14 protein-coding genes are annotated in these 19,876 nt (G+C 64.9%); 10 read left to right on the top strand and 4 right to left on the bottom strand.

Translation table 11 applies throughout. The annotated features are described in order from the left end of the window. Window positions 1-29: 29 nt before the first annotated feature. The 5 genes from FFS37_RS12790 (at window position 30) to FFS37_RS12770 (ending at window position 5,629) form a co-directional block, all read left to right on the top strand. The gene (locus FFS37_RS12790; RefSeq protein ID WP_137931322.1) at window positions 30-1,229 is read left to right on the top strand and encodes a cytochrome P450; all 1,200 of its coding nucleotides are present in this window, start codon (window positions 30-32) and stop codon (window positions 1,227-1,229) included. After that, window positions 1,226-2,713 carry an aldehyde dehydrogenase gene (locus FFS37_RS12785; RefSeq protein ID WP_137931321.1) on the top strand — a complete coding sequence of 496 codons (1,488 nt, stop codon included), beginning with the start codon at window positions 1,226-1,228 and terminating at the stop codon, window positions 2,711-2,713. The genes FFS37_RS12790 and FFS37_RS12785 overlap by 4 nt, the downstream gene beginning before the upstream one ends. 243 nt (window positions 2,714-2,956) lie before the next feature. After that, window positions 2,957-3,811, top strand: a complete 855-nt coding sequence (locus FFS37_RS12780; protein WP_137931320.1) for a MetQ/NlpA family lipoprotein — start codon at window positions 2,957-2,959, stop codon at window positions 3,809-3,811. 83 nt (window positions 3,812-3,894) lie between these two features. Continuing rightward, the gene (locus FFS37_RS12775; RefSeq protein WP_137931319.1) at window positions 3,895-4,992 is read left to right on the top strand and encodes a methionine ABC transporter ATP-binding protein; all 1,098 of its coding nucleotides are present in this window, start codon (window positions 3,895-3,897) and stop codon (window positions 4,990-4,992) included. Next, window positions 4,973-5,629, top strand: coding sequence for a methionine ABC transporter permease (locus FFS37_RS12770; RefSeq protein WP_137931318.1), 657 nt, complete (start codon window positions 4,973-4,975; stop codon window positions 5,627-5,629). Before FFS37_RS12775 ends, FFS37_RS12770 begins: the two co-directional genes overlap by 20 nt. Before the next feature lie 4 nt (window positions 5,630-5,633). On the opposite strand, the gene FFS37_RS12765 is transcribed toward FFS37_RS12770, so the two are convergent. Together FFS37_RS12765 and FFS37_RS12760 are read right to left on the bottom strand one after the other, a co-directional pair. Then, a complete protein-coding gene (locus FFS37_RS12765) occupies window positions 5,634-6,749 on the bottom strand; it encodes an aminomethyltransferase family protein (protein ID WP_232375640.1) in 1,116 nt (371 codons plus the stop codon). 165 nt (window positions 6,750-6,914) lie between these two features. Continuing rightward, window positions 6,915-7,685, bottom strand: coding sequence for an ABC transporter substrate-binding protein (locus tag FFS37_RS12760; protein WP_137931316.1), 771 nt, complete (start codon window positions 7,683-7,685; stop codon window positions 6,915-6,917). 278 nt (window positions 7,686-7,963) lie between these two features. Between FFS37_RS12760 and FFS37_RS12755 the strand changes: the two genes are divergently transcribed. Next, window positions 7,964-8,848 carry an SGNH/GDSL hydrolase family protein gene (locus FFS37_RS12755; protein ID WP_137931315.1) on the top strand — a complete coding sequence of 295 codons (885 nt, stop codon included), beginning with the start codon at window positions 7,964-7,966 and terminating at the stop codon, window positions 8,846-8,848. 27 nt (window positions 8,849-8,875) lie between these two features. Here the strand turns inward: FFS37_RS12755 and FFS37_RS12750 are convergent, their stop codons facing one another. Both FFS37_RS12750 and FFS37_RS12745 read right to left on the bottom strand, forming a co-directional pair. After that, entirely contained in the window at window positions 8,876-10,558 is a 1,683-nt protein-coding gene (locus FFS37_RS12750; protein WP_137931314.1) for a hydantoinase B/oxoprolinase family protein, read from the bottom strand. A gap of 1 nt (window position 10,559) precedes the next feature. Next, window positions 10,560-12,644, bottom strand: a complete 2,085-nt coding sequence (locus tag FFS37_RS12745; RefSeq protein WP_137931313.1) for a hydantoinase/oxoprolinase family protein — start codon at window positions 12,642-12,644, stop codon at window positions 10,560-10,562. Between the two features lie 220 nt (window positions 12,645-12,864). Between FFS37_RS12745 and FFS37_RS12740 the strand changes: the two genes are divergently transcribed. The 4 genes from FFS37_RS12740 to deoC all read left to right on the top strand — a co-directional run bounded on the left by FFS37_RS12740 (window position 12,865) and on the right by deoC (window position 19,783). Beyond that, window positions 12,865-13,692, top strand: a complete 828-nt coding sequence (locus FFS37_RS12740) for a ferredoxin--NADP reductase (protein WP_137931312.1) — start codon at window positions 12,865-12,867, stop codon at window positions 13,690-13,692. Between the two features lie 572 nt (window positions 13,693-14,264). Then, window positions 14,265-15,488, top strand: a complete 1,224-nt coding sequence (locus tag FFS37_RS12735; protein ID WP_137931311.1) for an efflux RND transporter periplasmic adaptor subunit — start codon at window positions 14,265-14,267, stop codon at window positions 15,486-15,488. After that, window positions 15,488-18,646 (top strand): efflux RND transporter permease subunit, encoded by a 3,159-nt coding sequence (locus tag FFS37_RS12730; RefSeq protein WP_137931310.1) that lies wholly within the window; start codon window positions 15,488-15,490, stop codon window positions 18,644-18,646. The genes FFS37_RS12735 and FFS37_RS12730 overlap by 1 nt, the downstream gene beginning before the upstream one ends. A gap of 87 nt (window positions 18,647-18,733) precedes the next feature. Continuing rightward, window positions 18,734-19,783 carry a deoxyribose-phosphate aldolase gene (gene deoC, locus FFS37_RS12725; protein ID WP_137931309.1) on the top strand — a complete coding sequence of 350 codons (1,050 nt, stop codon included), beginning with the start codon at window positions 18,734-18,736 and terminating at the stop codon, window positions 19,781-19,783. Window positions 19,784-19,876: the final 93 nt, after the last annotated feature.

The following is a 19,876-nucleotide window of genomic DNA, read 5'->3' as shown; positions in this document are numbered from 1 at the left end:
CCCCTCTCACCGTTAAGGGAGTGGCGGCCTTGAGCTATGCCGAAAACATCACCGTCGAGGCGCTGGAGGCGGATCCGTATCCGATCTACGCTGAACTGAGGCGCAGCGCGCCGGTCGCCTTCGTGCCCTCGGTCAATCTCTGGTTCGTCACCCGCTGGAAGGATGTCGAACTGGTGGCGAAGTCGCCGGACATCTTCTCGGCGATCGTGCGCGCCGGCGTGTCGCCCGTGGAACGTTCTTTCGGCAAGCCGACCATCCTGACCAGCGACGGCGAGGTCCACAAGGACCTGCGCCAGGGCGTCGATCCGAAGTACCGGCCGCGCACCGTCGCATCCTATGCCGGCGATCTCGTGCGCTCGATCGCCGAGCCCTATCTCGACGCGATCGCCAGCCGTGGCTCGGCCGAACTGATGGCCGACTATTTCGAACCGGTATCCACGCTCAGCCTGGCCCGCTCGCTCGGACTTGCCGACATCGACATGCCGACCTTGCGCCGCTGGTTCTACGGGCTCGCCCAAGGCGCGATCAATTTCGAGAACGACCCGAAGCGGCAGGAAATCGCCGACGCGATCGGCGCCGAGGTCGGCGATGCAGTGTCCCCGACGCTGCGCAGGCTCGCCCGCCAGCGTGACGGCTCGGCGCTCTCCCATATGCTGCATGACGGCATGCCGGAGGGCCAGACCCGCCCGATCGACCTCTTGATGCCCACCATCAAGGTGATCCTGCTCGGCGGCATGCAGGAGCCAGGCCACGGCGCCGGCTCGATCCTTGTCGGCCTGTTGAGGAATTCCGGCCAGTTGCGGCAGGTGCTCGACGATCCCGACACTTTCGTGCCCAAGGCCGTCGACGAGGGCCTGCGCTGGGTAGCGCCCATCGGCACACAGACGCGCGAGACGACGCGCGCTGTCGAACTCGGTGGAACAACCATCCCCGCCGGCGCGCCGATCGCGGCACTCGTCTCCTCGGCCAGCCGCGACGAGAGCCGCTTCAGCGACCCGGACCGTTTCGACATCAACCGCGACGAAGGCAACCATGCCGCCTTCGGCTTCGGCCATCATTTCTGTTCCGGCCGGTTTTTCGCGCGCGAGCAGATGTGCCTTGCGGTAAGGCTTCTGCTGGAGCGATTCCCCGATCTCAGGCTCGTGCCCGGCAAGGAGCCGGTGTTCCGCGGCTGGGAGTTCCGGGCGCCCACCACATTGCATGTCAGTTTCGGAGCCGGTTCCCCATGATCAGTCAGACTTCCATCGATACGCTGCGCAAGGCCGAGATCGGCGCGCGCGGCCTCTTCATCGACGGCGCGCAAACGGCGGGAACAAGCGGCGAGAGCTTGGCGGTAACCTCGCCGATCGATGGCCGCGCCTTCGCCAGCATCGCCGACGGCAATGCCGCCGACGTCGATCGCGCGGTGAAATCGGCGCGCAAGGCATTCGAGAAAGGCTCGTGGTCGCGCGCAGCGCCCGCCTTGCGCAAGAAGGTGCTGACGAGGTTCGCCGAATTGATCGAAAAGCATGTCGACGAACTGGCCGTGCTGGGCGTGCGCGACAACGGCACCGAGATCGGCATGGCCTACAAGGCCGAGCCGCTGTCAGCGGCCGGCACCTTCCGCTACTACGCCGAAGCCATCGACAAGGTCTATGGCGAGATCGCGCCGACGGCGGACAATGTGCTGGGGCTGATCCACAAGGAGCCGCTCGGCGTCGTCGGCGTCATCGTGCCGTGGAATTTTCCGCTGATGATCGGCGCCTGGAAGATCGCCCCGGCGCTGGCCGCCGGCAATTGCGTGGTGGTCAAGCCGCCGGAGATCGCGTCGCTGACGCTGCTGAGGCTGGCGGAACTGGCCGCCGAAGCCGGGCTGCCCGCCGGCGTGCTCAACGTCGTCACCGGTCGTGGCTCGGTCACCGGCGAGGCGCTCGGCCTGCACATGGATGTCGACGCCATCGCCTTCACCGGCTCCGGGCCGGTCGGCCGCCGGCTGCTCGACTATTCGGCCCGCTCCAACCTGAAGCGTGTCTTTCTCGAGCTTGGCGGCAAGTCGCCCAACATCGTCTTCGCCGACGCGCCGGACCTGAAGCAGGCGGCGGTGGTGTCGGCCAACGGCATCTTCCGCAACTCCGGCCAGGTCTGCGTCGCCGGTTCGCGCCTGCTCGTCCAGGCGTCAGTCTACGACCGCTTCATGGAGGAGCTCCTGTCGGCAACCACGCGGCTGAAGGTCGGCGACCCGCTCAACCTCGGCAGCGATGTCGGTGCCGTATCGAGCGCGGAACAGCTGGACAAGAATCTCGGCTTCGTCGCCAAGGCCAGCGAAGAAGGCGCAAGGCTGGTCACCGGCGGCGAGCGGATCCTCGCCGAGACCGGCGGCAGCTACATGGCGCCGACGATCTTCGAAAATGTGACCGAGCATATGCAGCTTGCCCGCGAAGAGGTGTTCGGGCCGGTGCTCGGCGTCACGCGCTTCGAGACGGAAGAGGAGGCGGTGCGGCTTGCCAACGCAACCGTCTACGGGCTTGCCTCGGCGGTGTGGACATCGAACCTGTCCACCGCGCACCGCATGGTGCGGTCCATCAATGCCGGCGTCGTGCACGTCAACACCTATGGCGGCGCCGACATCACCGTGCCGCTCGGCGGCGTCAAGCAGTCCGGCTTCGGCCGAGACAAGTCGATGCACGCGCTGGAGAAATATCTGGAGTTGAAGACCGCCTGGATCGCGCTCTGAGCCTCCAGGCTCACCGAGGAATCCGGCCATCGCCACGCGCTATCGGACCGTCACGCGGCCTCGCCGCGGACGGTCCGGCGACGTCTTGTGCTCCCGATCCCGAAATTTTTGAGAGAATATTCCCGGCTGCGATCAGGCCGGCGAAAGCGGTTCTTTGATAAAATCGATAGAGTTTCTGATGATGTGACCAAGGCTAGGCAGTCCGCCTTGCCGCCATGACTTCACAACCGCAGAGATTCCGCCATGTCCGACATCAACAACACTTCATCTTCTTCCCCTGGGTCAACCATCAACCGGCGCAACGGCCTTGCTCTGCTGTTTGCATCCGCCGTCGCGGTCGGCAGCCTGATGGCGCCGCATGCCTCTTTTGCCGACGACAAGAAGGCGATCAAGGTCGGCATCATCAGCGGCGAGGACGAAGACGTCTGGCGTGTCGTCGTGGCCCAGGCAGCCGAGAAGGGCCTCACGATCGAACCCGTCGTCTTCAACGATTACACCCAGCCCAACGAGGCGCTGGAGCGCGGCGAGATCGACGCCAACGCCTTCCAGCATCAGCCCTATCTCGACAACCAGATCAAGACGCAGGGCTATCACATCGTGCGTGTCGGCTATACCGGCGTCTGGCCGATCGGCCTCTACTCCAAGAAGTACAAGGCGATCGCCGACCTGCCGGAAGGCGCCGTCATCGGCGTGCCGAACGACCCGTCCAACGAGGGCCGGGCGCTGCGCGTGCTGCAGAACGAGGGCGTGATCAAGCTCAAGGACGGTACCGGCATCCTGGCCACCACCGCCGACATCGCGGAAAACCCGAAGAAGGTTGAGATCAAGGAACTGGACGCCGGCATCGTCGGCCGCTCGGTCGAGGACCTCGACGCCGCCGTGGTCAACACCGACTGGGCGCTGAAAAGCGGCCTGACCCCGGAAAACCGCATCGCGCAGGAGCCCATCGCCGACAATCCGTACCGCAACTTCATCGCGGTGAAGGTCGGCAACGAGAACGAGGCCTGGGTGAAGACGCTGGTCGCATCCTACCAGAACGACGCGGTCAAGGCCGAGTTCGACAAGGTCTACAAGGGCACCGGCCTCAGCGCCTATTGAGCCGCCCAGATCGAGAGCAAATGCGGTCCGCGCCTGAGCGCGGACCGCAATTGCTTTTTGCGACGGCGAGAGCAGGGAACCGCATGAACCAGCATATAACGGCATCCCAGGAGATCGCCGAACCGACCCGCGCCCGGTCCGATGCGGCACAGGACGTGGTGCGCCTTGTCGACGTGAAGCGCCGCTTCGGCGCGACGGCGGCGCTCGACGGCATTTCTCTGACGGTACGCAAGGGCGAGATCCTTGGCATTATCGGCCGCAGCGGCGCCGGCAAATCGACGCTGATCCGCTGCCTCAACGGGCTGGAACGCCCGGATTCCGGCGAGGTGGTCATCGAGGGCCGTGACATCAGCCGGCTAAGCGAGCGCGATCTGCAGCCGCTGCGCCGGCGTATCGGCATGATCTTCCAGCACTTCAATCTGCTGTCTGCCAAGACCGTCGAGGACAATGTGGCGCTGCCGCTGAAGATCGAGGGCCAGCCCAAGGCGGAACGGCTGAAGCGAGCGGCCGAACTCCTTGAACTCGTCGGCCTGGCGGACAAGGCCAAGGCCTATCCGGCATCGCTGTCGGGCGGGCAGAAGCAGCGTGTCGGCATCGCCCGGGCGCTTGCCGCGCGCCCGGCTCTGCTTCTGTCCGACGAAGCGACCTCGGCGCTCGATCCGGAGACGACACGGTCCATCCTTGCCTTGCTGAAAGACATCAACCGGCGGCTTGGTCTGACCATCCTTCTGATCACGCATGAGATGGAAGTGATCCGCTCGATCGCCAACCGCGTGGCGGTGATCGACGCCGGGCGCATCGTCGAGCAAGGCCCGGTCTGGTCGGTGTTCGCCGATCCGCAATCGGGCATCACGAAAAGCCTGCTCGGCACCATCCGGCCACAGCTGCCAGCCGAGCTGGCTGAACGATTGCTGCCAGGCGGCGGCGCGCAGACGATCCTGCGTGTCGACGTGGCCGGCGAGGCCGCGCGACGCCCGCTTCTGTCCGAGCTCTCGGCGGCCGTGCCAGGTCCCTTCCGCCTCGTCCATGGCGGCATCGACCATATCCAGCAGGAGCCGGTTGGAACACTGTTCCTCTGCGTGCCAGGCGAGGATGCAACCCATCTCGCCGGGGTGATCGCGTTTCTAGACTCCCGCCGCGCGCGGGTGGAGGTGCTTGGCCATGTCGCCGATCCTGTTTGAACTTTTGCTGCGGTCGATCTGGGAGACGATGCTGATGACGGCCGCCTCCGGCCTGATCTCGCTGGTCTTCGGCCTGCCGCTGGGGCTCGCCTTGATATCGACCGAGCGCGGCGGCATCGCCGAGAACCTCTGGGTCAACCGCGTGCTCGGCGCCGTCATCAACGGCTTCCGCTCGGTGCCCTTCATCATCCTCCTGGTGGCGCTGATCCCGGTGACGCGGCTGATCGTCGGCACCTCGATCGGCACATGGGCGGCCATCGTGCCGCTTTCGATCGCCGCCACGCCCTATTATGCGCGCATCGCCGAAGTGTCGCTGCGCGAGGTCGACCACGGTCTGATCGAGGCGGCGCGCGCCATGGGCGGCAACCGCTGGACGATTATCCGCGAGGTGCTGGTGCCGGAGGCACTGCCTGGCATCGTCGCCGGCTTCACCGTCACGCTGGTGACATTGGTCGGCGCTTCGGCGATGGCCGGCGCCATCGGCGCCGGCGGCCTGGGCGACCTTGCCATCCGCTACGGCTATCAACGGTTCGAGACCAGCGTGATGATCGCGGTCGTCGTGGTGCTGATCGTCCTCGTCTGCGGCATCCAGTGGGTGGGGGACAGGCTGGTGGCGAGGCTGGATCGGCGGGGGTGAGCCGCTAGGCCCGCAACCTCGTCCCTTCCGGATCGAAGAACGGCATCGGCGCCACCACCGCGCGCACCGGCTTGCCGTCGATGGCGATGCTGAGCTCGGTGCCGAGAGCCGTGGCCGGAAGCTTGAGATGCGCCGTCGCCAGCACCTTGCCGAGGGAATAGCCATGGTCGCTGTAGGTGACGATGCCGACATCCTCGCCGTTGGCCAGCACCCTGGCATCGGTCGCGGCGGGCCGGTCGCCGTCGAGAACGAGACCTGTCCAGCGTTCGTCGAGACCCTTGTCGCTGACCTTGAGCAGGGCCTCGCGGCCGATGAAATCGCCCTTGTCGAACCTGATCCAGCGGTCGAGCCCGACATGGAAGGGCGTGCGGCTCTCGTCCATGTCGATGCCATGCGCCGGATAGGCTTTTTCCAGCCCAAGCGTGAACATGGCCAGCACGCCATAGGGCTTCAGGCCGAAGTCCGCCCCTGCCTTCATCAGCACATCCCAGACGGAGGCCGCCTCGTCGGCCGGCACGAAGAGTTCGAAGCCGAGTTCGCCGGTGACGCCGGTGCGTGAGATCAGCACCCTGGTGTCGCCGACAACACCCGAGGTGAACGCCCAGCGCTTCAACCCGTCGAGGTCGGCATCCCTGACCATTGCCTTCAACAGGTCGCGCGAGCGCGGACCCTGGATGGTCGGGAAGGCGATCGCGGCGGTGATGTCGGTGACATAGGCCTTCCGGCCTTGCGCATGATGCTGCAGCCAGGGCAGCATCTTCAGCCTGTTGACCGAGCCGGTCACCAGCATGAAGTGCTCGGGACCCAGCCGGAACACGGTGAGGTCGTCCATGATGCCGCCATCCTCGCGGCAGACCGTGGAGTAGCGCACCTGGCCGGGCTTCATCGCGGCGGCATCGTTGACGATGACATGATTGACCAGCGCTTCGGCCTGCGGGCCCTTGATGTCCATCTTGCCCATGGTGCTGAGGTCCTGGACCCCGACATTGGCGCGCGTGTTCAGATGCTCGTCGGCGATGCCGGAATAGGTCTTGGCCGAGATGAAATTCCCGCCGACCCGGCCCATGGTGGCGCCCAGCCCGACGATGTTGCTGTAAAAGGGGGAACGCCGTTCAGCCAAGATAGTCTCCATTGTTCATGCGACCCGAGACCGCTTCGAAACTCGCTCTGGTGAGTCATATGATGGTGGTTTCGAGAACCGTAGCGCAGCGGACATTGGTCCGCGGGCAACGGAAGCGCAGAAACCGCCTTCAGATGACCGCCAGAGTGGAGTTTCCAAGAGGTCTCAGCTGCCGTAGACGTCGAACGAAAAGTATTTGTCGTTGATTTCCTTGTACTTGCCGTTGGCGCGCAGCGCGTCGATGGCCGCATTGAACTTTTCGGCAAGCGCCTTGTTGCCCTTCTGCAGCGCGATGCCGACGCCGGGGCCGTGAATGGCCGGATCGGCCGTCAGCGTGCCGAGCAGCTTGCAGCACGCGCCATCCGGCTTCTTCAGCCATTCGGTCAGGATGATCGATCCATCCATCATTGCGTCGAGCCGGCCGTTGGCCATGTCGGTGCGGGCATCGTCGCCGGTCGGGTAGGCCTTGATGGTCGAACCCTGGTATTTCTGCTCGGCGAAGTTCTGGTGGATGGTCGCATTCTGCACGCCCAGCACCTTGCCCTTGAGGTCGTCCGGAGTCGTGCCGGCGATTGAAGAATCCTTCGGCACGGCGATGGCGGGCGGCGTCTGGTAGTATTTGTGGGTGAACTCGACCTTCTCGGCCCGTTCCGGCGTGATGGTGATGTTGATGATGGCGTCGAACTTGCCCGCCTGCAACGCCGGTATCGAGCCGTCGAAATCCTGCACGATGAATTCGCAGTCGGCTTTCATCTCAGCGCACAGCGCCTTGCCGAGGTCGATGTCGAAGCCGCCCAGCGTGCCGTCGGAATTGGCATAGTTGAAGGGCGGATAGGCACCCTCCGTGCCGATGCGCAACTTGTCCTGCGCGGAGGCACCCGAGGCGAGCGTGAAGGCGACGGAAGCGGCAAGCACGAAACGACCGAAAAGACGCATGTTCCAGATCTCCGTTGACAGCACAAATCTACGGGCTTTCGTGCGGCCGGCGGAGACGGAAGCGACACGTCATATGGCGATCGCGGCGCGGCAACCTCAGCAATATGCCAAGCTCCGATCTATCCGAATCGGCTTTATTTCTTCCTGTATCTTCCCCGGATCGGAGAGCCCGTGTTAAATACCGCCATCCGCTAAAGTAATCATTGCTGCTGACTTGAAGACTATTGATTTCACTTGGATATCTGCTGCCCGCAAGGTCAGCGGCCGGGAGGACGACGATGGACCAGCCGGAATTCGTACAGCAAGCCGTGCAGCGCCGCATCGATGACGACATCGCCAAGCGCGTGCGTGTCCACCAGGCCAACATCCAGCGGCTGGCCGCGGCGCGCGACAGCGCGCATACGCTGAAGGCGGCGGTCAGCAACCGTCCGCCGGTGATGCTCGCACAGGGCGATTCCTGGTTCGACTATCCGCTGACCGGCAACGGCCTGCCGCTCTCCGACACCGATGTCATCGCGCAACTGCGCCGCATCGGCAGCGCGCCGCCGACGATCCTCAACCTCGCCCATCACGGCGACGCGGCAACCGACGAGATGTCGCTGCCCAAGCAGGAACGGATGATCGCGGCGCTGCGCAACAAGGCCAACTGGCTGGACGGCAAGCCGGACGCCATCCTGTTTTCGGCCGGCGGCAACGACATTGCCGGCGACCAGTTCTGCATCTTCCTCGACTTCAATGACGGTCACGCCACCGGCCTGAACAAGAACCGCTTCACCAAGGCGCTCGGCATGATCGAGGCCTGCTATCTCGACCTGTTCGCGCTGCGCGACCGCGTGGCGCCAGGTGTGCCGATCTTCGGGCACTGCTATGATTTTCCGATCCCGAACGGCGTCCATCCCGCCTGCGCCGGACCGTGGCTCAAGCCTTCGCTCGACTTCTGCAACTGGACGGTGGCGCAAGGCACGACCATCGTCCATGCCACGCTGGCGGCGTTCCGCGACCTGGTGAAGGGGCTGGCCGGCGTGCCCGCCAACAACTTCCACCTCGTCGACACACAGGGGACGCTGAAACCCGCCGACTGGGCGAACGAATTGCATCCCACGCCAGCGGGTTTCACCAAGATCGCGCAGAAATTCGCGGATGCGCTGAAGGCCGGCGTATAGAACAGCCGTCCCAAAGCACGCGGCCTGCTACGACCCGAACAGCTTCCGGGCCTGGTCGGCGGTGTAGTAGCCAAGCTGGACATCCCTGGCGACCAGGTCCGGATCGCGGTCGCGCGGATCGCCGTAGCCGCCGCCGCCCGGCGTGCCGACGCGCACGCGGTCGCCGGCCTTGAGCGGGATGTCCTGTTCCTTGGACAGGTGCGGCGGCACATGTTGCTCGCCATTGCGGAAGACGGTAACGCTGTTGGGCTGGCCGTCCTTGCCGCCAAGAGCGCCCTGCGGCCCGAAACGGCCATGGTCCATGACGAAGGAGGCGCGCGCCTCGCCGCGCAGGATCTCGACCTCATAGGCGAGGCCGAAGCCGCCGCGATGCTTGCCGGCGCCGCCAGAGCCTTCGCGCAAGGCATAGTGGCGGTAGAGCACGGGAAAAGCCTGTTCCATGATTTCGACCGGCGGCGATTTTGAAATGCCGATGGTTGAACACCCATTGGTCAAACCGTCATGGCCGGAGTTGCCGCCATATCCGCCACCAGAGATCTGGTACATGACGTAGTCGCGACCACGCGCCGGATCGCTGCCGCCAAGCGCGAAATTGCCACTCGAACCGGCTGGAGCCGCCGTCACCTTGTCCGGCAGGGCCTGGACCATGGCCGCGAACACCGCCTCGGCGATGCGCTGTGACACTTCGGCCGCGCAGCCCGAGACGGGTCTGGGATATCTGGCGTCGAGGAAGGTGCCTTCCGGCCGTTTGACTTCCAGCGGCTCGAAGGCGCCGGCGCTGATCGGCACATCGGGGAAGATATGGCGCATGGCGAGGTAGACCGACGACAGGGTCGTCGCCAGAACGCTGTTCATCGGCCCGGCGCAGGGTTTCGACGACCCTGAAAAATCGAAGGTCAGCGTCTCGCCCTTCTTGTCAACAGCGAGCGCGATGGTCAGCGGCTCGTTCACCACTCCGTCAGAATCGACGAAGGCCTGCGAACGGTAGGTGCCGTCGGGGATGGCTGATATGTTGGCGCGCATCTGCTCGGCGGCGCGGCGACGCAATTCAGCGATCGCATCGGTGACCGTTTCATCTCCGTAACGATCCAGGATTCCATTGAGGCGATCCTGCCCGATCAGCAGCGCCGCCGCCTGCGCCCTGATGTCGCCGATGCGCTGGTCGGCGACCCGGATGTTGGAGCAGATGATGGCGTAGATTTCGGGATCGAGCACGCCTTTCTTGAACAGTTTTACCGGCGGCAGCCGCAGGCCCTCCTGCTCGACGGCGGTGGCCGAGGCCGAGAAGCCGCCGGGCACGGAGCCGCCAATGTCGGGCCAATGGCCGGTGTTGGACAGCCAGCAGAAGATTTTTCCGGCCCGGTAGACCGGCATGACGAAGCGCACATCCATCAGATGCGTGCCGCCGAGATAGGGGTCGTTGACGATGTAGATGTCGCCCGGCGCCGGCGGCAGACAGCGGCCGTCGGCGATCATCTCGATCACCGTTTTCGTCGAGTACTGCATGACGCCGACGAACACCGGCAGGCCTTGGCTGCCCTGTGCGATCAATGAACCGTCGACGGCCGAATAGATGCCATCGGAACGGTCGTTCGCCTCGGCGATGACGGGCGAGAAGGCGGCGCGCGAAAAGGTCAGATCCATCTCGTCGCAGACCTGCTGCAGGGCGGCCTGCAGGACCGAAAGCGTGATGGCGTCGAGCGTGCTCATCTTAGGCCTCGCCAATATCGATGATGATGTTGCCGTCGGCGTCCGAGCGGGCGCGGTCGCCGGGCTCGAGAACGGTGGTGGCGTCCATCTGTTCGAGGATCGCCGGCCCTTCGATGACTGCGTCGAGCGGCAGTTTTTCCCTGATATAGACCGGCGTGTCGTGCCAGCGCCCGGCGTACCACACGGGCCGGATTTCGCGCCGCGCCTCGTCGAGCGTTTTCGCGCGCCCGGCCGGATCGATCAACCGCGACAGGTCGATCGCGGGGCGCACGCCGGTGACCGAAGTGTTGAGGTTGACGAGGTTGGCGCGGATCTCGGGCAGTTCGACCTTGAAGCGGGCGAAATAGGCCTTCTCGAACAACGCCTGCAATTCGTCTCGGGTCACCGACGAGGACGGCAGCGGCACGTTGATGATATGCGTCTGGCCGACGAATTGCATGTCGGCGGAATGGGTGACGCGGATGGCCTCCGGCTTCACCGCTTCCTTCGCGATCAGCTCCTTGCCTTCGTTTCGGTGCCGTTCCAATACTTGATGAAGCTGGCTTTCATCGAGCATCGCGACCGGTTGGTTGACGGTGTTGACGAAGTCGTGGCGCAGATCGGCGACAACGCAGCCGAGCGCGTTGGTGATGCCGGGCCGCGCCGGGACGAGCACGCGCGGCAGGCCGAGTTCGCGGGCAAGCGCGGTCGCGTGCAGCGGCCCGGCGCCACCGAAGGCGAACAGCGCGAAATCGCGCGGATCATGCCCCCGCGACACGGAAACCATGCGGATGGCGCCGGCCATCTTCATGTTGCCGAGCCTGAGCACCGCGCCCGCGGCCTCGACGCCCGACAGGCCGGTCGCCTTGCCGATCCTGTCCTCGAAGATGCCGGTGACGCGCTCCGTCGTGACCGGATGATCGACAGCCAGCAGCTTCTTCGGCGCCAGCCGGCCGAGCACGAGATTGGCGTCGGTTATGGTCGGCTCGAGGCCGCCGCGCCCGTAGCAGATCGGGCCGGGATTGGCGCCGGCACTTTCCGGCCCGATCTGGATCAGGCCGGCCGCGTCGACGCGCGCGATCGAGCCGCCGCCGGCGCCGACCGTGTGCACGGCAACCATCGGCACGTGGATGGGCATGGCGTATTCGATCTCGATCTCGTTCGAGACAGCCGGCTCGGCGTTGCGGATCAGCGCCACGTCGGTGGACGTGCCGCCCATGTCGTAGGTGACGAGGTTCTCGAAGCCGGCGCGCCTGCCCGTATAGGCGGCGGCGATGACGCCCGAGGCCGGACCGGACATCACGGTCTTGGCCGATTCACGTGTGACGAAGCGGGCGGAGATCATGCCGCCATTGCCGTTCATGATCAGGAAGTCCCTGACATAGCCCTTGTCGGCCAATTCCTTGCGCAACCGCCCGACATAGCGCTCCAGGATCGGCTGCACCGATGCGTTGACCGAAGCGGTGACGCCGCGCTCGAATTCGCGCGCTTCCGACAGCAGCGCGTGGCCCGTGGTGATGTAGCCGTTCGGCCAGAGTTCCGCCGCGATTTCGGCCGCGCGCCGCTCATGCGCGGGGTTGGCGTAGGAATGCAGGAAATGGATGACCAGGGATTCGCAGCCGGCGGCGACGAGCGTCCCGACCGCCTCGCGCATTTCGGCCTCGTCGAGCGGGGTGCGAATGGCACCCGAGGCCTCGACGCGCTCGGACACTTCCAGCCTCAGATTGCGTGGAATGACCGGGACGAAGGTTCCGGTCATGCCATAGGGCTGCGGCCTTGTGCGCCGGCCAAGCTCGATCACATCGCGGAAACCGCGCGTGGTGATCATGCCGGTTTTTGCCAGCCGGCGCTCCAGAACGGCATTGGTGGTGGTGGTCGTGCCATGCACGATCAGGTCGATGCCGCCTATGGCAAAGCCGGTGGCGCCGAGCGCCGCAACCACGCCAAAGGCCTGGTTCTCGACGGTCGTCGGCGTCTTGGCGATGTGGACCCTGCCGCCATTCCCGCCGTCGATCAGAAGCAGATCGGTAAATGTTCCCCCGACATCGATACCGGCAACGACACTGCCGGGGGGAACAGGCGGCTCGGCCGAAAAATTCTCTTCCATTGTCGAAATCCGAAATGCCGGAACTACGGACATGTCTCAGTTTGGAAAGGTGTTTTACGACGGCACCTTGACGCAAATATCGTTTGTATACTAATAAATCTCCGACACAAGAGCTTACCGTCTCGCAGTGTGTGCAAGGCACGCCGGAACCTGAATGGTTCGGGCGTGCACGGGAAGGTTTGGCGCCCGCGTCGGAAAATGGGCGAGAAGGTTGCATTAGATGAACACCACACCCGCGTTCAACGCCGACGGCGCCCGCTCGCTGCAATTCCCGATTCCAGCCAATGTCTACGCCGAAACCGTCGTCTCGGTGAAGCACTATACCGACCGGCTGTTCTCCTTCCGCATCACGCGTCCGCAGTCGCTGCGCTTCCGCTCCGGCGAGTTCGTCATGATCGGCCTGCCCAATGCCGAGAAGCCGGTGTTCCGCGCCTATTCGGTGGCGAGCCCGGCCTGGGACGAAGAGCTGGAGTTCTTCTCGATCAAGGTGCCGGACGGCCCGCTGACCTCGGAACTGCAGAAAATCCAGGTAGGCGACACCGTCATCATGCGCCAGAAGTCGACCGGCACGCTGGTCGTCGACGCGCTGACCCCGGCCAAGCGGCTGTTCATGATCTCGACCGGCACCGGCATCGCGCCCTTCGCCAGCCTGCTGCGCGATCCCGACACCTATGAAAAGTTCGATCAGCTGATCCTGACCCATACCTGCCGCGACAATGCCGAGCTGACCTATGGCCAGGAGCTGGTCGCGGCGCTGGAAAGCGACCCGCTGATCGGCGAACTGACCGCCGGCCGCGTCACGCTTTACAATTCGACGACCCGCGAGGAATCGGCGCGCATGGGCCGCATCACCGCGCTGATCGGGTCGGGCAAGTTCTACAGCGATCTCGGCATCGGGACGCTGAATCCGGAAACCGACCGCATCATGATCTGCGGCTCGATGCACATGCTGAAGGACGTCAAGGAACTCGCCGAAAGCCTCGGCTTCCAGGAAGGGTCGCTCAGCCATCCGGCCAGCTTCGTCGTCGAGCGCGCCTTCGTCGGCTAAAGCACGGCCGACTGGCGGATTTTCAGGTCTTTCGGGCGAACATTCAGGCCCGGCCTTGTGTGGCTGATAAACCATAGGCTTGATTGCGATGTGGTTCCCCCAATCCGTCGCTGCTTCGCAGCGCCACCTTTCCCCCCTCCGGAGGGAAAGGAAGGGAGCTTTTCTGGAAGAGCGCTGAGCGCAAAAAGCCTGGCGCCTTCCTCTCCCCCGTCGATCGGGGGAGAGGTGTTTCGGCGAAGCCGAGACGGAGTGGGGGTCGACCTGCACCGCATACGACAAATACATGCGCCAAGCGGCCGCGAACGCTGCCGCCGAAGACCATCCGCTTGGAAATGTGTGCCTGCCGTAGCGCGTTCCGGAAGGCTTGCGGCCCCCCATCGAAGTCACTTTGCCGCGACGGCGGGTTCAATCCGGCCTCACGCATCCTTGAATGCCGCAGCGCAACATGACCGACTTGTAACCTGACAGCGCCGGGTCATCGGGACTACTGTCCCGCCGATCGACCCCGTCGATCCAGACCTCCAACCATCCTGAAAAGGCTTGATAATCTTGCCTGCTAGGTGGACGGCACCATGACGACTTCCACACCTCAGCAAGCCGCGCGAAGGCGGCCCTCACGCTCAAGGGGTACCGCCCTTCTGGTCGTGCTCGTCCTGCTGGCCGGCGGCTACATCGTATGGCGCGGCCACGCCGCCGGGCTGGCAAAGGCTGCCGCGGCCACGCAGTCGGCGCCCGCGCCCAAGGTCCCGGTCACCGTTGCCACGGTACAGAAAAACGACTTCCCGCTTTATCTCTATGGGCTGGGAACGGTCACGCCGCCAAACAGCGTCAGCATCTCGAGCCGCGTCACCGGCGTCGTCACGCGGGTTCCGGTCGAAGAGGGCCAGATGGTCAAGCAGGGCGACCTGCTCGCCGAGATCGACCCCCGTCCCTACCAGGCGGTGCTCGACCAGGCGAAGGCCAAGCAGGCCGAGGACGAAGCGACGCTCAAGAACGCGCAGGTGGTGCTCGACCGCCTTTCCACGCTTCTGAAAAAGACCTTCGAGACCCAGCAGGATGTCGATAACCAGCAGGCAGTGGTCAACACCACCGCGGCCACGATCGAAGCCGACAAGGCGGCCATCGAAGCGGCCCAGCTCAACCTCGATTTCACCAGCATCACGGCGCCGCTGACGGGCAAGACAAGCTTCCGCACCATCGACCCCGGCAACATCGTGCAGGCCGGCCAGAGCCCCGGCCTTTTCACGGTCGTCCAGCTTCAGCCGATCTATGTGTCGTTCACCGAGCCCCAGGACGAGGTCTCGACCATCAACAAGGTTTTCGCGGCCGGCCCGGTTGCGATCGACACACTCGGCACGGATATGAAGACCGTGCTGGCGAGCGGGACGCTGGAGGCGATCCAGAACCAGGTCGACCAGGCTTCCGGCACGATTTCGCTCAGGGCGACGTTCGCGAACCAGGACAATGCGCTGTGGCCCGGCCTGTCGGTAAACACCCGCATCCGCATCGGCACGATGGCGGCCGCGATCACCGTTCCGGACGAGGCCGTCCAGCATGGCCCCGACGGGCTCTTTGCCTATGTGGTGGGCGACGACGGCAAGGTGCATCGCCAGACGATCAAGACAGGTCCGTCTGATGGCGGCAACACCGTCGTCACCGACGGGCTGAGCCCCGGGCAGCGCGTGGTGGTCGGCGGACAGTACCGGGTGGTCGACGGCGCCAGCGTCGACGCCGCCCCGGCTGCCCCGACCGGGCAGACGCAGGACACCGCCGCACAGGCGAAAGGGGCGAGCTGATGGCTTCCGTCGGTGTCTCCACGCCCTTCATCCGCTATCCGATCGCCACATCGCTGCTGATGGTCGGCGTGCTGTTCGTCGGCATTGTCGCCTATTTCAACCTGCCGGTCGCGCCAATGCCGAGCGTCGACTTTCCGACGATCCAGGTTTCGACAACCCTGCCCGGCGCCGATCCGGTCACGATGGCGTCGTCGGTCACCCAGCCGCTCGAGACGCAGTTCGCCCAGATTCCGGGCATTGCCGAAATGACGTCGAGCAGCCTGTCCGGGTCGAGCCAGATCACGCTGCAGTTCGCTCTGAATGTCGACATCGCCTCGGCCGCCGGACTGGTGCAGTCGGCCATCAACGCCGCCGGCGGACAGCTGCCGAAGACCCTTCCCAACCCACCCACCTACAGGGAGGTCAACCCGACCGATTCGCCCATCATGCTGATCGGCGCGAGCTCGACCGACCTGGCGCTGACGACGGTGAGCGACGACGTCTACACCAAGCTCGCCCAGGTGATCAGCCATGTCGACGGCGTCGGCCAGGTGCTGGTCGGCGGCCAGCAGACACCCTCGATCCGTGTCCAGCTCGACCCGGCCAAGCTCGCGGCGAGAGGCCTGTCGCTGGAGACGGTGCGCACGCCGCTGTCGATCGGCACGGTCGACCTGCCCAAGGGCAACATCCAGGGCGCGGTGCGCTCCTTCACCATCTTCTCCAACGACCAGATGACGGCCGCCGACGACTGGAACAACGCCATCATCGCCTATCGCGACGGGGCGCCAGTGCGGGTCAAGGATGTCGGCCGCGCCGTGCTCGACGCGCAGGACTACACCCAGGCCGGCTGGACCGACACGACGCGCGGCGTCGTCCTGGTCATCTTCAAGGAACCGGGCGCCAACATCATCGAGACGGTCGACAAGATCAAGGCGGAGCTGCCGATGCTGACCGCCTCGATGCCGGCCTCGCTGAAGCTGCAGGTGCTGTCCGACCGGACCCAGACGATCCGCGCCTCGGTGACCGACGTGGAGTTCACGTTGCTGCTCACCATCGGGCTGGTGGTGATGGTGATCTTCCTGTTCCTGCGCAATGTCTGGGCGACGGCCATCCCGGCCTTCACCGTGCCGCTGGCCTTGCTCGGCGCCTGCGGCCTGATGTGGGTTGCCGGCTACAGCATCGACAATCTGTCACTGATGGCGCTGACGATCTCGATCGGCTTCGTCGTCGACGACGCGATCGTCATGCTGGAGAACATCGTGCGCTACATCGAGCATGGCGAGAAGCCGATGCAGGCGGCGATCCGCGGCGCCAGCGAGATCGGCTTCACCATCATGTCGATCTCGATTTCGCTGGTGGCGGTGCTGATCCCGCTGCTTCTGATGAGCGGCATCATCGGACGCCTGTTCAAGGAATTCGCCGTGACGCTGGCGATGACGATCCTGGTTTCCGCCTGCGTTTCGCTGACACTGACCCCGATGCTGGCCTCGCGTTTCATCAAGCCGGCGGCCGAGGAGCATCACGGCAAGCTCTACCGGTGGAGCGAGCGGGTGTTCGACGGGATGCTGCGCGCCTATGAACGCGGCCTCGACAAGGCGCTCGGGCATCGCTTCGTCACCCTGCTCGTCTTCCTCGCCTGCGTGGGGCTGACGGGCTATTTCTTCACTCTCGTTCCGAGCGGCTTCTTCCCGCAGCAGGACACCGGCCTGATCTTCGGCCAGGTGATCGCGGGACAGGATGTCTCGATCGACCAGATGAAATCCTACATGACGCAATTCGCCGGGATCGTTTCCAAGGATCCGGCCGTCGCGCATTTCGCAGCATCGACGGGTGGCGGCGGAAACACGCAGAACACCGGCCGCATGTTCGTCCAGCTGAAGCCGCGCGACGATCGCGATGCCTCCGCCGACCAGGTGATCCGGCGTTTGCAGCCCAAGCTCGCGGTCGTTCAGGGCGCACGCTTGTTCATGCAGGCGTCACAGGACGTGCGCGTCGGAGCCAGGCTGTCCGCGTCGCAGTATCAATATGTGCTGGAGAGCGGCGACCTCGAAACGCTGGATCAGTGGGCGCCCCAACTGCTGACCGCCTTGCAGCGTCTTCCGCAGTTGCGGGACGTCTCGACCGATCAGATGAGTTCCGGCACGACGCTGACGCTCAAGGTCGACCGCGACCAGGCCGCCCGTTACGGCCTCACCGCGAATGACGTCGACAACACGCTCAACGATGCCTTCGGGCAGCGCCAGATCGCCCAGTATTTCACGCAGCTTTCAACCTATGACGTGATCCTGGAGGTGCTGCCGTCGCTGCGCGGCAACCTCAAGGCGCTCGACGAGATCTATCTGACGACGTCGAGCGGTTCGCAGGTGCCGCTCTCGGCGATCGCCAAATGGACGACGGCGCCCGTGCAGCCGCTGGTCATCAACCATGAAGGCCAGTTCCCGTCGGTGACGATCAGTTTCAACCTGGCGCCCGGCGTGGCGCTGGGCCAGGCCACCGCCGCGATCGACAAGGCTGCCGTCGACATGCGGCTGCCCGCCACCATCCAGACCAGCTATACGGGAACGGCGCAGGCCTTCCAGCAATCGCTTTCCTCGATACCGCTGTTGATCTTCGGCGCCCTGGTGGTGGTCTACCTGATCCTCGGCATCCTCTATGAGAGCTACATCCACCCTCTGACCATTCTGTCCACGCTGCCCTCCGCCGGGCTTGGCGCGCTCGGCACGCTGCTGGTCTTCCACATGGAGTTCAACCTCATCGGCCTGATCGGCATCATCCTGCTCATCGGCATCGTCAAGAAGAACGGGATCATGATGGTCGACTTCGCCATCGCGGCCGAGAGGGACCAGCATATGAGCTCGCTCGAATCCATCCGCCAGGCCTGCCTGCTCAGGTTCCGGCCGATCATGATGACCACCATGGTCTCGATGCTGGGCGCGCTGCCGCTGATGCTCGGCAACGGCACCGGCTCGGAGATCCGCCAGCCGCTGGGCTACACGATGTTCGGCGGCCTGCTTGTCAGCCAGGCGCTGACGCTGTTCACCACGCCGGTGATCTATCTCTATCTCGACGATCTCTCTCGTTGGCTCACTTCCTGGCGCGCGGATGAGCAGGAGCACGAGGAACCCGCCCTCGAAGCGGTCGAAATCAGCCGGCCTCGCGACAGGCTGGCGGCAGAGTAGGCCGACGTCCGGCACTACCTCCCTCAGGCTTGTGGCTTCGATCCAAACGATCGTGTAAGTATCGCCCGAAACGAGAAAGGGCAGGAGATGAGCAACACGATCCGCGAGGCGGGCACGGGCGCGTCCAGGGTGATGCCGCTGCCGGCGCGCGCCGCCGCCAACACGCCGGTTCCCTCGGACCATCGCATAGCCCGCAACCCCGGCATGAAGCTCGACCTCGGATTCCTGGAATCGGTTCGCAGCGTCAACCGTTCGGCACTGGAGCGCCGTGTCGCCACCTTGACCAAACGGCGCTCGATCAAGGCCGACAACCAGGCCGCCTGGCTGCTGCGGGCGATCGCCTGCATGGATCTGACCACGCTCAACTCCAACGACACCGAGGAGCGCGTGCGCCGGCTCTGCGCCAAGGCGATCAACCCGCTGCGCCGCGACATCGTCGAGGGGCTGGGCATTTCGGGCGAGACGATCCGGCCGGCCGCGGTCTGCGTCTACCATCCCTTCGTCGCCACGGCGGTCGACGCCGTACGCGGCACCGGCATCCATGTCGCCGCGGTCTCCACCGCCTTCCCGCATGGGCTGGCGCCGCTTTCGACCCGCCTGCAGGAGATCGAGGCCTCGGTGAAGGACGGCGCCGACGAGATCGACGTCGTCATTCCGCGCGGCCTGGTGTTCGGCGCCAAATGGCGCGAGCTCTACAACGAGATCGTCTCGATGCGCGCCGCCTGCGGCGAGGCGCATCTGAAGGTCATCCTCGGCACCGGCGACCTCGCCACGCTGCGCAATGTGATGCTCGCCTCGATGGTGGCGATGATGGCTGGCGCCGATTTCATCAAGACCTCGACCGGCAAGGAAAGCGTCAACGCCACGCTGCCCGTTGGGCTGGCCATGGTGCGTGCCATCAGGGCCTATTTCGAGGAGACCGGCCATCTTATCGGCTTCAAGCCGGCCGGCGGCATTTCGACCGCCAAGGTGTCGCTCGACTGGCTGGTGCTGATGAAGGAAGAGCTCGGCCGGCCGTGGCTGGAACCCGACCTGTTCCGCTTCGGCGCGTCGAGCCTGCTCACTGACATCGAACGCCAGCTCGAGCATCACCTGACCGGGCACTATTCGGCCAATCACCGCCACGCGATGGCTTAGGCGAGTGAAGGTCTTGAACGCCGAGTTCCTTCGCGCCCCCCTCTGTCCGGCAGGACAGAGGGGGGCGCCGTAGAACGCCCACTTATCCAGAAA

This window comes from Mesorhizobium comanense, assembly GCF_005503535.1.
Taxonomy (GTDB): Bacteria; Pseudomonadota; Alphaproteobacteria; order Rhizobiales; family Rhizobiaceae; genus Mesorhizobium; species Mesorhizobium comanense.
This window is presented reverse-complemented; position numbering and strand designations above follow the sequence as displayed.

Bases quoted from the DNA above. Each gene is read 5' to 3' on its own strand.
- FFS37_RS12735 (WP_137931311.1), top strand. From the start codon at position 14,265: ATGACGACTTCCACACCTCAGCAAGCCGCGCGAAGGCGGCCCTCACGC.
- FFS37_RS12785 (WP_137931321.1), top strand. From the start codon at position 1,226: ATGATCAGTCAGACTTCCATCGATACGCTGCGCAAGGCCGAGATCGGC.
- FFS37_RS12775 (WP_137931319.1), top strand. From the start codon at position 3,895: ATGAACCAGCATATAACGGCATCCCAGGAGATCGCCGAACCGACCCGC.
- FFS37_RS12755 (WP_137931315.1), top strand. From the start codon at position 7,964: ATGGACCAGCCGGAATTCGTACAGCAAGCCGTGCAGCGCCGCATCGAT.
- FFS37_RS12740 (WP_137931312.1), top strand. From the start codon at position 12,865: ATGAACACCACACCCGCGTTCAACGCCGACGGCGCCCGCTCGCTGCAA.
- FFS37_RS12760 (WP_137931316.1), bottom strand. From the start codon at position 7,685: ATGCGTCTTTTCGGTCGTTTCGTGCTTGCCGCTTCCGTCGCCTTCACG.
- deoC (WP_137931309.1), top strand. From the start codon at position 18,734: ATGAGCAACACGATCCGCGAGGCGGGCACGGGCGCGTCCAGGGTGATG.
- FFS37_RS12745 (WP_137931313.1), bottom strand. From the start codon at position 12,644: ATGGAAGAGAATTTTTCGGCCGAGCCGCCTGTTCCCCCCGGCAGTGTC.
- FFS37_RS12770 (WP_137931318.1), top strand. From the start codon at position 4,973: ATGTCGCCGATCCTGTTTGAACTTTTGCTGCGGTCGATCTGGGAGACG.
- FFS37_RS12730 (WP_137931310.1), top strand. From the start codon at position 15,488: ATGGCTTCCGTCGGTGTCTCCACGCCCTTCATCCGCTATCCGATCGCC.
- FFS37_RS12780 (WP_137931320.1), top strand. From the start codon at position 2,957: ATGTCCGACATCAACAACACTTCATCTTCTTCCCCTGGGTCAACCATC.
- FFS37_RS12750 (WP_137931314.1), bottom strand. From the start codon at position 10,558: ATGAGCACGCTCGACGCCATCACGCTTTCGGTCCTGCAGGCCGCCCTG.